This window comes from Rhizobium sp. 2YAF20, assembly GCF_052114685.1.
In the GTDB taxonomy this organism is placed as follows: domain Bacteria; phylum Pseudomonadota; class Alphaproteobacteria; order Rhizobiales; family Rhizobiaceae; genus Rhizobium.
In genome coordinates, this window is the sequence record NZ_JBFRFF010000057.1 from 17,912 (window position 1) to 31,084 (window position 13,173).

The window sequence follows — 13,173 nt, forward strand, 5'->3', positions numbered from 1 at the left end:
CCGAAGGTTGACCCTCGTTGACGGAGCGCAAGACGCCGATTTTTGCAATAATTTGAAAAGAAAGCGGGTCACAATCAGCGCTGACATCACCCCACCCCCACGACAAATCCACCGGTATAGTCAAGCGCGCAGTGCGTACTGATCGCGCTATCGATGACAGACTTGTCAGACTCCGACAACAGTCGGCAAGCCCGTCCTATGCGTAGACTGACAACATAGTCGGTAAAACTGCGACCGGTATTCTTGCTGAAGAATCGGCTGAATTTGTTCGTTGACATATTGGCAACAGAGGCGACATCGGGGAGTTGGATTTTTTCCGTAAAGTGACCGTGGATGTGGAGAATGGCGCGCTGCATGGTGTTCAAGGCGACGGCATCGATGTTGGGGGCGAATTCAGGTGAAGATTGAACCTCGTATTCCTCGGAATCTGCCATTAGTTCCAGAAGACTCAGGAAGCGGATCAATTTTTCCAATCCGTCGAATTTGCCAATAGTCTCCAGCAGACGCGCCGCACGCTGTGCGGTAGCCCCTGAGAATCTAATTCCTCGCTGAGCGGCGGCCAGGAGGCCATTGAGACGCTTCATCTCCGGTAGATGTTGGCTTGCCTGTCGCAGTTTGTCAGGATCGAACTGGACGACAAGATCCCGCCCCGAGATCGTGTCGTCCTTACCGATATGCGACACCCAATCACGCGGCAGGTTGCTGCCAATCACGGTCAGGTCACCGGGTCCGAAACCAATATAGTCGCCGACATAGGCTGTACCGGATGACCTGCGGATGAGGTGGATCTCGAACTCTGGATGAAAGTTCCAGAGCGAACGCGCCCAGGGATAATCGTCGATCCGCCAGAGAAAGGTGTCATGTTCAGCGGTCAGGACCTGCTCGAATTTCGGCGCCAGCTGGGACGCTTCATTCTCCGCAACGCGGGACCGGGTCGATCTGGTTGGAGTGCTCTTCCTGCTGGTTCCGACTACAATGAACCCGGCCTTTGCGATTGATAGCCGCTAGCTCATCCAATTGCCACCGTCGACATTGTATGTCTGGGCGACGATGTAATCCGCCTCCTTCGAGGCGAGAAATATTGCCATCCCCGTCAGGTCCTCCGCCGTTCCCATTCGACCGAAGGGTACGGCCTCGCCAACCAGCCGCTTCTTCTCGCCAAGTGGGCGGTTTTCGTATTCTGCGAATTTCGCATCCACGCCGTCCCAATGTTCGCCACCGACTACGCCGGACGCGATGGCGTTGACGTTGATCCCGTGCCGGATCAAATCTAACCCGGCCTACTGGGTTAACGAGATGACGGCAGCCTTTGTCGCACAATAGACCGCGACCACTGCCTCGCCGCGTCGTCCAGCCTGGCTCGGGCTCGCTGAAATTCTTGATGCTGACGGAGGCGTCGGGAAAGCGCGCGGTGATCTCCGGCGTGCCGCCAAGGGCCTCGATATAGCATAGCAGCGTGCGGACATAAATGTCAGCACGCTGCTCCAGCTTGGCAACAGCCAGTGCGGTTCACGTGTTCCCGTTGGACAAAAGGGTTGCCACGCGCTTCGGCCGACACGCATGCGCGGTCCGTGATCGGTGACCCCGTCAACGCAAACCAAGGTTGGGCTAGCAGTGAAGGCCACTTCGGTAGCTAAGTGCGCGTTGACGCTCCCAATGCCAATCCGACGCCGTCGTCCATTGGACAAAAACATTCCGCCACAGGAGACAGAAATGAATAAAGCCATACCGATTGTGATCGTTCTGGCAGCCTTGGGTGCTGGAGCGTGGAAGTATGATGTGCCTGCCGCTTTGAGAATCTCGCGGGATACCGCCGAGGAGTTGGTCCTCTATGGCAATATCGACATTCGCCAGGTATCGCTTGCCTTCCGCGTCGGTGGTCGCATCGACGATGCGAGAGTCGACGAAGGTGACGTGATAAAGCGTGGTGACCTTTTGGCCCGCCTCGACAACGATATTTACGACCACTCTGTGCGTCTGGGGGAAGCGAATGTCGCGGCACTGAAAGCGACGCACGAGAAGCTGGTGGCTGGCCCACGACAGACCGAAATCGCCCAGGCGCAGGCAACCCACGACGCAAGCATCGCCGACCTGGAAAATGCAAGTCTCGCTTACGACCGGGCGCGGCGGTTGCGGCCGCAGGGGACGATCTCCGAGGCCAGCCTGGATGAGGCGACTGCAGCAAGAGCGATGGCTGCGGCGCGTGCGGATATGACGAAGCAGGCGCTTGCCTTCCTGGAAGAGGGTAGCCGCTCGGAAGACATTGCCGCCGCGGCCGCACAGGTAAAGGCGGCAGAGGCAGCACTCCTCACGGCCCGGTCCTCTCTTGCCGACACTGAGCTTCGCGCACCGAATGACGGCGTTATCCTTTCACGGATCAAAGAGCCTGGGGCGATCGTATCGCCCTCCGATCCAGTATACGTCCTGTCCCTGAGTGCGCCTGTTTGGGTACGCAGCTATATCGGGGAAGTCGATCTCGGTCGTGTCCATCCGGGGATGAAAGTCAAAGTCGCATCCGATACGAATCCTGGCAAGAGTTACGATGGAACGATCGGATTCATTTCACCAGTCGCGGAATTCACCCCCAAGTCCGTGGAGACGCCGGAGCTTCGCACCGACCTCGTCTATCGGCTTCGCGTCGTTATCGACGCGCCCGGTCAGGATCTTCGCCAGGGAATGCCTGTGACGCTTCGCTTCCCAACGATGAAGGCAGACAACAAATGAATGCCATTCAAGCTGCCGATTTCGTCCGTCTGGACGGTGTGACCAAGCGCTTCGGTGAGGCCAAGCCCGCCTTGGACCAGGTGTCTGGTTCCATCCGCGGCGGTGAGATCACTGGGCTGGTGGGGCCGGACGGCGCTGGGAAAACGACGCTGATCCGATTGATGACCGGTCTGATGTTGCCTGATGCCGGTAAGGTCGATGTTCTAGGCTTCGGAACGCGCGAGCGCTCTGCCGACATTCAGGCAGCCATCGGCTACATGCCGCAGCGCTTCGGTCTCTATGAAGACCTTTCCGTGCAGGAAAACCTCGACCTTTACGCCGATTTGCGCGGTCTTCCGAAACAGGAGCGGGCGGCCGTCTACGACGAACTACTCACATTTACCGATCTCAAGCGATTTGCCAGCCGCCTGTCCGGAAAGCTGTCCGGAGGAATGAAGCAGAAACTCGGTCTGGCCTGCGCGCTGTTGAAGAAGCCTCGCTTGCTGCTTCTCGACGAGCCTGGCGTCGGCGTCGACCCCATTTCCCGACGCGATCTCTGGAAGATGGTCGAGGACCTGACCAAGGAGGGGGTCGGCGTCGTTTGGTCGACCGCCTATCTCGACGAAGCGGAAGCTTGTGATCGCGTTCTTCTGCTGAACGAGGGCAAGCTGCTGTTCTCAGGCGAGCCGAAGGAATTGACTGATCGGGTCAGGGACCGCGTCTACCGGGTTACCGACGTCACGGGCCGAAGGCGATCGTTGTTGGCGAAGCTGCTCGATGAGACCGGTGTCATCGACGGCGGGATCCAGGGCGAGGCGATCAGGTTGGTGACGGCGCCAGGTCGAGAGGGCCGGTTCACGGCTAGTGGCGACGCCACGGTCAGTCCCACCGAACCCCGCTTCGAAGACGCCTTTGTCGACATGCTGGGCGGAGGGCCGGGCGGACGCTCCAAGCTCGCCGATGCACAGGCTCCCTTAAAGGACAGGCACGATGGGCCGGTAATCGAGGCCAGAGGACTGGTCAAGCGCTTCGGGGATTTTACGGCTGCGGACAACATCACGTTCGACATTCCGAGCGGTGAGATATTCGGGCTGCTGGGACCGAACGGTGCCGGTAAATCGACGACCTTCAAAATGCTCTGCGGTCTGTTGAAGCCAACGGACGGCGAAGGACGCGTGGCGGGCTTTGATCTGCGCCGCGATGCCGCCCAGGCGCGCAACCGTTTGGGCTATATGGCGCAGAAATTCTCGCTATACGGCGACCTGAGCGTTCAGCAGAACCTTCAGTTCTTTGCCGGGGTTTACGGTCTCACGGGCAACAGGAAGCGTGAGCGCATCGAGTTGATGACGTCGATTTTCGACTTCGGGCCGCGCCTATCGATGTCGGCAAAGGATCTTCCACTTGGTCTGAAACAGAGGCTGGCGCTGGCCTGCGCGGTGATGCACGAACCGCAGGCTCTATTTCTGGACGAACCCACCTCGGGTGTCGATCCCATTACCCGGCGCGAGTTCTGGACCCATATTAACGGTCTCGTTGAGAAAGGCGTGACCGTTCTCGTCACAACGCACTTCATGGACGAAGCCGAATACTGCGATCGCATCTCTCTGATCTATCGCGGTCGCTCAATCGCTCTTGGCTCCCCGGATGAGTTGAAGGCGAGCGTCGTCACGGCGGAAAATCCCGATCCGACGATGGAAGACGCCTTCATCGCGCTCGTGCAAGGCTCTGAAGTGAGGGATGTGACATGAGCGATTCCAGAGATAGATCGCAATCCGGCCGCGCCCTTCGGTTTGTCGCGCTCGTGCGCAAGGAGAGCCTTCAGGTCATCCGCGATCCGAGCAGCATTCTGATCGCGTTCGTGCTTCCGCTGATCCTGCTCGTTCTTTTCGGCTATGGCATCTCATTGGACACGACGGAGACGCGCGTCGGCCTCGTCATCGAAGATGTGACGCCCCTGACTAGCGATCTGGCGGCGAGCTTCCAGGCTTCCCGCTATTTCTCGGTCACGACGGGGCGCGACCGACGGGAATTCGAGGAAGATCTCGTACTATCGCGCGTCCGCGGCATCATCGTCATTCCCGCCGATTTCACCACCAATTTCGCGGGGGGAATTCGTCCTCAGGTCCAGGTGATCGTCGATGGGTCCGACCCGAATACCGCCAATTTCGTGCAGAACTACGTCCAGGGTGCCGTGGCGACCTGGTGGCAACTGCGACAATCGGAGACCGCAGCACAGGGGCCACCCATCAGGGTCGAGCAGCGCTTCTGGTTCAACCCGGAGCTGATGAGCCGCTCCTTTCTCGTTCCAGGCTCCATCGCGATCATCATGACGCTTGTCGGGACCTTGCTGACGTCGCTCGTGGTAGCCCGAGAATGGGAACGTGGCACAATGGAAGCGATTATGGCGACGCCTGTCACAGCCATTGAACTTCTGGCCGGGAAAATTCTTCCATATTTCATACTCGCGCTCGCCTCGATGACGCTTTGCGTCCTGCTCGCCGTGTTCGTATTCGGCGTCCCGTTTCGCGGGTCCGTGGGCGCTCTCTACCTGCTTTCTGCGACCTTTCTCGTCCCGGCGCTCGGGCAGGGACTGCTTATTTCGGCGGCGACGAAAAATCAGTTCCTTGCGTCACAGATGGCTCTCATCACAGCTTTCCTGCCCTCATTTCTATTGTCCGGCTTTCTGTTCGAGATCAATTCGATGCCTGAGGTCATCCAATGGATCACCTTTGCGGTGCCGACCCGCTATCTGATCCCCTGTCTTCAGACCGTCTTCCTGGCCGGCGACATCTGGCCAATGTTCCTTCGCGCGATCGGAGCGATGTTCCTGATCGGCTCCATCTTCTTCGTACTCGCGGCCCGCAGCACGCGAAAAAGGATCGCCTAGATGTGGTGGACGAGACTCAAAGCACTTGTATGGAAGGAATTGCTGGCGGTGCTTCGTGACCCAAAGGGTCGCGCTATCCTAATCGGGCCACCAATCGTCCAGCTCGTGGTGTTCTCCTATGCGGCGACACTCGAGGTTCGCAACGTCGATTTGATGCTTCTCAATCGAGATGCAGGTCACTGGGGCGAGGAACTGGTCGAACGCATCGAGGGGTCGCCGCGATTCCGACATGTCATGCTTACGGACAGTCCGCAGGAGGTCCGCGACGCCATCGACCACCAGAGGGTGACTGCTGCGATCACAGTCGGCCCGGATTTTTCTCGCACCATCGAAGCCGGAGAATCGGCGAACGTGCAAATCCTATTAGACGGGCGTCGATCGAACGCTGCCCAGATCGTTTCCGGCTACATCACCCAGATCGTACTGGCGTTGGCCGACGAGACACCCGCGGGCGAACGGAGGGCGGCGGCGATGATAGAAATCGTGCCACGCTACTGGTTCAATCCCAACCTCATCTATCAATGGTTCATGGTGCCAAATCTCATCGCGAACATCGCGCTACTGATTGGGCTCATCGTAACCGCGCTCTCCATCGCACGAGAGCGTGAGCTCGGCACCTTCGACCAATTGATGGTTTCTCCGCTTCGCACGCACGAAATTGTCATCGGCAAGCTCACTCCACCGATGTTGATCGGCCTTTTTCACATGACTGTATACATTCTCGCCGCCGTCTTCATCTTCGCAGTTCCGCTGCGCGGATCACTCGTTCTTCTTTACGCAAGTTCACTGTTCTATCTCGCCTCCATCGCAGGTATCGGCCTTTTCATTTCGGCGCTGTCGATGACCCAGCAACAGGCAATCCTCGGCGCGTTCTTGTTTCTAGTGCCGGCGACCCTTCTATCCGGCTTCGCAACTCCCATAGAAAACATGCCAAACTGGTTGCAGCCGATCACGGTCGTCAACCCGATGCGCTACTTTCTTGTCATCGTAAAAGGCATATTCCTGAAGGACATCCCGCTGTCCGAGGTATTGCGCCAGACGCTGCCGCTGTTTGCGATTGCCGTCGTAACGCTGGGGGCAGCGTCGTGGCTGTTCCGACGTCGCCTCGAATAACGCTACGGACTTCCTCAAATCTCTGATTGATGCGAAACTTGGCAGTAGGCTATGGCACCGCTACTCATTTCGAAAAGAACATCCTTTGTATTCGACCATTGATCGAGGTGCGGACACCGGATCCCACTGGCTGGATCGCGATGAGCCGAACGTGCCCAAGTTGAAGGCGCTCACGAAGTGGATCATGGGAAATTCGCAGCGAGCCAATCAGTCGGATCCAAGACATGACCGTCAAGCGGGATCCCGTGCGGCAGCCTAGGAATGGGGATAGAATGGAGGATTGGGACGGCCTCCGATTCTCTGCCGTCGCCTTCGGCGCGAAAGGCTTGGGCAAGCCTCCCAATTCACTCTCGCGCCTCCAATTGCAGACGGGGCATTTCGATCTCACTCTTGGATCCCGGCGCGCCGAAACGACACGAAGACGCCTGGTCCTGATCGATTGATAACAGGTGGCTGAGTTGAAGGATTATCCAGTGGATAATCGCGAGGTAGGGTGGGAGCGAGGGTAAACCTTCGTTTGATACCCGCCCCACGTGGGTCGACTATAATGTTGGCTTGCGCTGTGCCGCGAAGAGATCAGATCAAATATTCACTTCGAAATCCAGACCGTCTCGATCCGCCCCGTTTGGTCGCGGGACAGGCACCGGCTCGGATTTCATGTCACGAGAACGGGTATGGTTCGGGAACTTCAATTGCTGCCGCTGCTTATAAGTTTCCTTGGCGTTGCTGGAATCATCGTATGGCATGTGCAAGGCCGGTCCCGCCCCACAGCTCGGCTAATCGTCCAGATCGCCTTTTTTGCGGTAATGACGGCCGTGCTGGCATACGCCCGCGCCTTTCCCTTTCATTACGATCCGCCCAATTCCGATGGCGCAAATATGTTGCTCGTGGCTGCCAAGATCTTGTGGTGGGTCCATCTGTCATGGGCTCTAATAGGCTTCGTTCGTATCTATATTGTTCTCGACCACCGTCCGAGAGAGGCAAGACTGATTCAGGACTTGATCGTTGCCGCCGTCTATCTTGGGGTGCTTCTTTCGATCCTCGCCTTCGTCTTCGGCGTTCCGATCGGGACGCTGTTGGCTACATCCGGGGTCGTCGCAATCATCGTTGGACTCGCGTTACAGAGCACCCTAAGCGACGTGTTCTCGGGCATTGCTCTCACGCTTGGACGCCCCTATGTCATCGGCGACTGGATCTCTTTGCGCGACGGCACCGAAGGAAGGGTCGTGGCCAGCAACTGGCGCTCGACGCATCTTCTCACTGGAGATCACAACGTCGTCGTATTGCCCAACAGTGTCCTGGCCAAACTGGGCCTGACAAACATAAGCCAGCCCGACGAAAACCATCAGCTCACCCTCCCGATCCGCGTGGCCCCGACACGCATGCCTCGAACAATCGTCGAGGTGATGCGCACCGTGCTCGAAAGCAGCAACGTTATTGTGAAGGAACCGAACCCGAGCGTTGTTCTCGTTGGTATCGACGCCAGCGCGATCAACGTCGAATTGCAGTTTCGCGTCACCAGTCCCGCGCGGCGCGGCGATGCCCGCAATGAAATCATCGACCTAGTCTACCGTCACTGCAAAGCCAACGGGCTGCAACTCGCGATGCCGCCGGAAAGCATGGTCGTTATGACAGACAACCCCCGACACGAAGAGCATCCCGCGACTCCGGCGGCGCTCGGGCTGATCGAAGCCCACCCAATCTTCTCCATCCTGAGTAGGGACGAGCGTACTGCTCTTGCAACCTCGGCAACCCGACGAAGCTTTGCCGCTGGTGCCGAGATCATCCGGGAAGGCGAAACGCTGGCAGGTCTCATGATCGTAAGAGCGGGCATTGTGGCCATCAAGATGGGTGACGAAGAGATCGCTCGGTTGGCACCGGGCGACTTGTTCGGCGAACAGAGCGCCCTTGCTGGTATGGAAGAATCTCATGCCCTGAGCGCCGTCACGCGCGTCACAGTCTACGAGATCGACAAGGATTCCCTTGCGCCGCTGCTGCGAGAACGACCGGAGCTTGCCGAAGACCTGGCTGCCAACCTTGCCCGCCGGCAAGGGATGGGAGACAGGTCTGGAATGGCAGCCCCCCCGCATGAGCGTCAGAGGTTGAACCACCGGATACGATCGATGTTTCAGATACATCGGAACCATTTGCAAGCCTGATCGCTACGGTTTCCAGTGCTTCGCAGCAACCATACTCATTGACAGCATGGCGTGATTGCGGGCGTATGACGCTCCGTCACGGGAGGCCAACATGCGTGAAGTTGGCAGTTCGCAGAACCCGCTCGCGATGGTTCATATCATCGATAACGACGCCGACCTTCGGGTGCCGCTCCTCAACTGCTTCGAGCCGATCGATACGCGGGCGACTGCGTTCGAAGGCGCCATCGATTTCCTCGAGCATGTTGATCTGTCCGCGCCCGGCTGCGTCCTGCTGGACGTAAAGATGCCGGGAATGACCGGTCTGGAGTTTCATGCGAGGCTGGCAGGTCTCGGACATCCGCTTCCGATCGCCTTCATGACGGTAAACGCTAGCGTCACCACAGGCGTTTCAGCAATGAAGGCGCAAGCACTCGATTATCTCTTGCGGCCATTTAAGTCGGAAAGTCTCGTCAACGCGACGAACCTTACATTGGAACGCAATCCGAATTGCGCGCCAGGAACGCGGCGGGAGTTCCAGCGCACACACGCGTAGAGCTGCGTGAAGGGGAAGTATTCTGCTATGCGCCGAGGGGCCCGATGAACAAGCAGACCGCGCATGAGATGACGACTAGCGAGATCATGGTTAAGCTTCATCGCGGCCGCCTGACGAAGAAGCTGCACGCCCTTCTGTCGCCGACGTCGTTCGTACCTTCGACGAGATCGAGCGGGATCGTTCGGAATATGCGTTGATGGCCGCTGAAGTCACAAACTGCCGACTCGCCTAACCTTCGTATAGCTATTCCTCCCCTGCAAGCCTCGCGTACGATCCGGGCGTAACCAAACACGTCGAGAAGGAGAAAATCATGCGAACGCTGGTGACGGGCTTGCTATGCGTGGCGATGATCGCGTTACCTGCCGCGGCTGCGGACAAAACGCACAATGCCAATGTTACGGTGGTGTTCGACCACCTACTTCCGAACGTGCCCGGCAAAAGCATGCGCGGGGTTATGGTCGAATATGGCCCCGGAGGCAGCAACCCCTCGCACATGCATCCCAAGAGCGCGTTTATCTATGCGACCGTGATCGAAGGCAGCATCAAGAGCCAGATCAATGACGGCGAGGTCAAGGTCTACAAGACCGGCGAAAACTGGAGCGAAGTGCCAGGCGACCATCATCGCGTTAGCGCGAATGCCAGCGAGACCGAGCCCGCTAAACTCTTCGCAGTCTTCGTAGTCGACACTGACGAGACGAAGCTGGTGTATCCTGACAACTAAGATTGTCTCCGGGGCAGCGGGAGTTCATGGCAAAACGCCGCTGCCTCGCTCTCGAAACCGCGGACGATCCCACGAAGGATCTCCAAACAAAGGGTAGAACCATGAAAATCGTTATTATCGGAGGCTCGGGCCTCATCGGAACGAAAGTTGCGGCACTCCTGAGAAACCAGGGACATGATGTGCTGCAGGCGTCTCCTGCCACTGGAGTCAACACTCTGACAGGCGAGGGGCTTTCCGGCGCACTCGCCGGTGCAGAGGTCGTGATCGATCTGGCCAACTCCCCGTCTTTCCAGCCCAGTGACGTGCTCTCGTTCTTCGAGCAGTCCACCTCGAACCTAATCAAGGCCGAGCAGGCGGCGGGTGTTCGTCACCACGTGGCGCTTTCCATCGTTGGCATCGAGAGATCGCCCGACAACGGATACTTTCCTGGGAAAGTCGCACAGGAAAGCATCGTCAAGAAGGGCAGCGTTCCTTACACCATCGTCAGGTCGACGCAGTTTATGGAATTCCTGGGTGGCATCGCCGACAGCGCCACGGTGGGGCAAACGGTTCACGTATCGCCTGGCGCATTCCAACCCATTGCTGCAGACGACGTCGCAGGCTTCGTCTCTGAGGCTGCAATCTCGGCTCCGCAAAACCGGACCATCGAAATCGCGGGGCCTGAGAAGAAGCCGATGAGCGCGTTCGTGACCGGCTATCTTGCCGCCGCTGGTGACGCACGGACCGTCGTGGTCGACAAGGAGGCTAGGTATTTCGGGTCGCTCGTCGACGACCAATCCCTGGTTCCGCTCGCGACAGCCAAGCTCGGTCGGCTGGACGTCAAGACATGGTTTGCGCAGCGCGCCAAGGCTGCGGCGTAAATTTGAAGCTGCTAGGCGGCCGGGGCCAAACAAGCGCCTCGGCCGTTCAGCCGACTGACCTTATTTCCCGTTGCCAATTCAGGCCGCTCGAGACGATATGCTCGACTGCATCCCCATCCATGAACGGCTTGAAAGGAGAACGCAATGGACACCCAAGTCAGAGATAATCGCGAACGGCACCGTTTTGAACGCGAGATACACAGTGAGGTATACGCGGCGGCGTACTATGAAATTAAGAACGAAAACTTTGTATTCTTTCACGTCGAGGTCCCGGAATTTGAGGGGCAGGGCATCGGAGCGGCGCTCGTTCGGGGCGTTTTCGATATCCTTCGCGAGCGAGGCAATAGAGCGATAATCAAGTGCTCGTTCATGGAAAATTTCCTGCAGGCCCACCCGGAATACCATGACGTCGTGATGGTCACGACTTAGCGCATGGGTCCCAACGAGCGCGTCGACCTCGCAACAAAGCTGACGGGCAAGCGGTAAGGTCCACATGCTACGGCTGGAGGGCGGCAGCGGCCGAGGAGGACGCCGTGACCGCTGTCGAGATCGTTGGTGGAAGTAGGAGCAACGACGGCGAAGAGAGAGTGTTGCCCGTCGGAACCCGAGCACAGTATGAGAAGGTTTGCCGCGCCACCCAAGTGTTACGCGGACATGCCTCGGGACTGCCAGCCCTGAAAAAAAAGCTGCCCGTTGCCGCCTGGGCTGGTCGGCAGACGTCCGGCAACGGGCAAAGAAGCGCCAAAGTACTGCGCCGCAGGGTCGGTAGCGACAGTGCGAGCATCTTCGCTTGCTGGAACGCGTTCTCTGGTTTCTTCCTTTGACCAACGGACCGGCAGCCGAGCGTCCCGCCCCCCGGCTCAAGACAACAAGCAGGACAGGTAGCCGATGTGGGTCCTTGCTCACACCGAGCTACGATGTAAACCAAGGTTTGCCATCCGCAGAATGAAAGCCCGTGATAAATTGGCTGTGGGCGGCCGCAAGCGGCGTCGTTTGGTTTGCCTACCACATGCGGGGCTTGCATCCTCCTTTGGGGAATGCCCATTCGCAATTTAATGGAGGATAGATTATGGACAATCTGGAGGTGAAATCGGATTTGACCGCCGATCCCATCGTCTACGTCATCGATGACGACAAGGACATGCGGGACGCTTTGCTCGATCTCTTCGAGGTGACGAAACGGCGGGCCTCGGCCTACTCCAGCGGGGTCGAATTTCTAAGCACGGCGGATACGAGCGCCCCTGGCTGCGTCGTGGCCGACCTTCGAATGCCCGGAGGCACAGGCCTTGACGTCCTGAGCCATCTCATCGCGACTGGAAGCCGAATGCCGGTCATCTTCCTAACCGCCCACGCGGATGTTCCAGCCAGTGTCAGAGCGATGAAAGCTGGAGCGACCGATTTCCTAACCAAACCCTTCGTCAATCAGGATCTGCTCGATGCCGTCGACCATGCAATTCGACTGAATGGCGAGAGACTGAAGTTGAAAGCTGACCAGGATCGGATCCGCGCGCTCGTCGACGCGTTGACGCCGCGAGAGCTGGAAGTGATGTTTGGTGTCGTCAGTGGGCTCATGAACAAGCAGGTCGCCTATCAACTCGGGATAAGCGAGATGACCGTGAAGCTGCATCGGATGAGCGTGATGCGCAAAATGCAAAGCCGTTCTCTTGCGGATTTGGTCCGCAAGGCCGAAAAGCTTCAAAAGAATTGAGGGGACCCGCAAAACACAGGCAGAGTTGAAAGTCGCAGTGGATGTGGGAAGCACCCTCCGCTTTATGCTTATACGGCAATGAACCTAAGCAGATCGGGATGCAACCAGAACCTGAAGCTTTTCCATGTCAAGTCGTGCTTCTTTGCTCTATTGGAGGCACCGTCATTGGGCTGAGCGTGAAACTCACGCTCGCCAAACAAGGCAAGCGCAGACAGCCCGGCCGTGACCGCACCTTCGATCCCTAGACCGTATGTTCGTGAGGTGAAGGTGGCCCGCCCCCGCGATAAGCTGAATTCGGGGGTTGCTCTGGATTGGCCGGAGCCGAGCCCCACGCTTAGCGAGGGCGAACCATGAAAGAAGATAGCGTAATTTTCATCGGCTTGGATACCTCCAAGCTGAAGATTTCGGTGGCGGTTGCGAATGGCGAGCGCAAGCGAGGTGCGGTTTTTCGGCGACATCTCGTCGGAGCCAGCGTCGGTGGCATCGATGG

The 13,173-nt window shown here is 58.2% G+C and carries 12 protein-coding genes and 2 pseudogenes; 12 read left to right on the forward strand and 2 right to left on the reverse strand.

Annotated features, from left to right (window positions below; genetic code table 11):
- Window positions 1-86: 86 nt before the first annotated feature.
- Complete coding sequence (locus tag AB4Z52_RS33125; RefSeq protein WP_442222088.1) at window positions 87-713, reverse strand: helix-turn-helix domain-containing protein; 627 nt, start codon at window positions 711-713, stop codon at window positions 87-89.
- A gap of 291 nt (window positions 714-1,004) precedes the next feature.
- Window positions 1,005-1,361, reverse strand: a pseudogene (locus AB4Z52_RS33130) (SDR family oxidoreductase); the annotation flags it as partial.
- A gap of 352 nt (window positions 1,362-1,713) precedes the next feature.
- Here AB4Z52_RS33130 and hlyD point away from each other — a divergent pair.
- From hlyD to AB4Z52_RS33190, 12 genes and pseudogenes are all read left to right on the forward strand, one after another.
- Complete coding sequence (gene hlyD / locus AB4Z52_RS33135; protein WP_442222089.1) at window positions 1,714-2,724, forward strand: secretion protein HlyD; 1,011 nt, start codon at window positions 1,714-1,716, stop codon at window positions 2,722-2,724.
- On the forward strand, window positions 2,721-4,451 hold the full coding sequence (locus AB4Z52_RS33140) for an ATP-binding cassette domain-containing protein (protein WP_442222090.1): 1,731 nt from the start codon (window positions 2,721-2,723) through the stop codon (window positions 4,449-4,451). The genes hlyD and AB4Z52_RS33140 overlap by 4 nt, the downstream gene beginning before the upstream one ends.
- On the forward strand, window positions 4,448-5,590 hold the full coding sequence (locus tag AB4Z52_RS33145) for an ABC transporter permease (protein WP_442222091.1): 1,143 nt from the start codon (window positions 4,448-4,450) through the stop codon (window positions 5,588-5,590). Before AB4Z52_RS33140 ends, AB4Z52_RS33145 begins: the two co-directional genes overlap by 4 nt.
- On the forward strand, window positions 5,591-6,703 hold the full coding sequence (locus AB4Z52_RS33150; protein ID WP_442222092.1) for an ABC transporter permease: 1,113 nt from the start codon (window positions 5,591-5,593) through the stop codon (window positions 6,701-6,703).
- Window positions 6,704-7,377: 674 nt separating this feature from the next.
- Complete coding sequence (locus AB4Z52_RS33155) at window positions 7,378-8,862, forward strand: mechanosensitive ion channel family protein (protein ID WP_442222093.1); 1,485 nt, start codon at window positions 7,378-7,380, stop codon at window positions 8,860-8,862.
- Between the two features lie 91 nt (window positions 8,863-8,953).
- The gene (locus AB4Z52_RS33160; RefSeq protein ID WP_442222094.1) at window positions 8,954-9,394 is read left to right on the forward strand and encodes a response regulator transcription factor; all 441 of its coding nucleotides are present in this window, start codon (window positions 8,954-8,956) and stop codon (window positions 9,392-9,394) included.
- Window positions 9,395-9,438: 44 nt separating this feature from the next.
- Complete coding sequence (locus AB4Z52_RS33165) at window positions 9,439-9,591, forward strand: hypothetical protein (protein WP_442222095.1); 153 nt, start codon at window positions 9,439-9,441, stop codon at window positions 9,589-9,591.
- 113 nt (window positions 9,592-9,704) lie between these two features.
- Complete coding sequence (locus tag AB4Z52_RS33170; protein WP_442222096.1) at window positions 9,705-10,115, forward strand: cupin domain-containing protein; 411 nt, start codon at window positions 9,705-9,707, stop codon at window positions 10,113-10,115.
- Window positions 10,116-10,216: 101 nt separating this feature from the next.
- Complete coding sequence (locus AB4Z52_RS33175; protein WP_442222097.1) at window positions 10,217-10,975, forward strand: SDR family oxidoreductase; 759 nt, start codon at window positions 10,217-10,219, stop codon at window positions 10,973-10,975.
- Between the two features lie 144 nt (window positions 10,976-11,119).
- Window positions 11,120-11,404, forward strand: a complete 285-nt coding sequence (locus tag AB4Z52_RS33180; RefSeq protein WP_442222098.1) for a GNAT family N-acetyltransferase — start codon at window positions 11,120-11,122, stop codon at window positions 11,402-11,404.
- 640 nt (window positions 11,405-12,044) lie between these two features.
- Window positions 12,045-12,683, forward strand: a complete 639-nt coding sequence (locus AB4Z52_RS33185) for a response regulator transcription factor (protein WP_442222099.1) — start codon at window positions 12,045-12,047, stop codon at window positions 12,681-12,683.
- A 350-nt stretch (window positions 12,684-13,033) separates the two neighbouring features.
- Window positions 13,034-13,173, forward strand: a pseudogene (locus tag AB4Z52_RS33190) (IS110 family transposase); the annotation flags it as partial.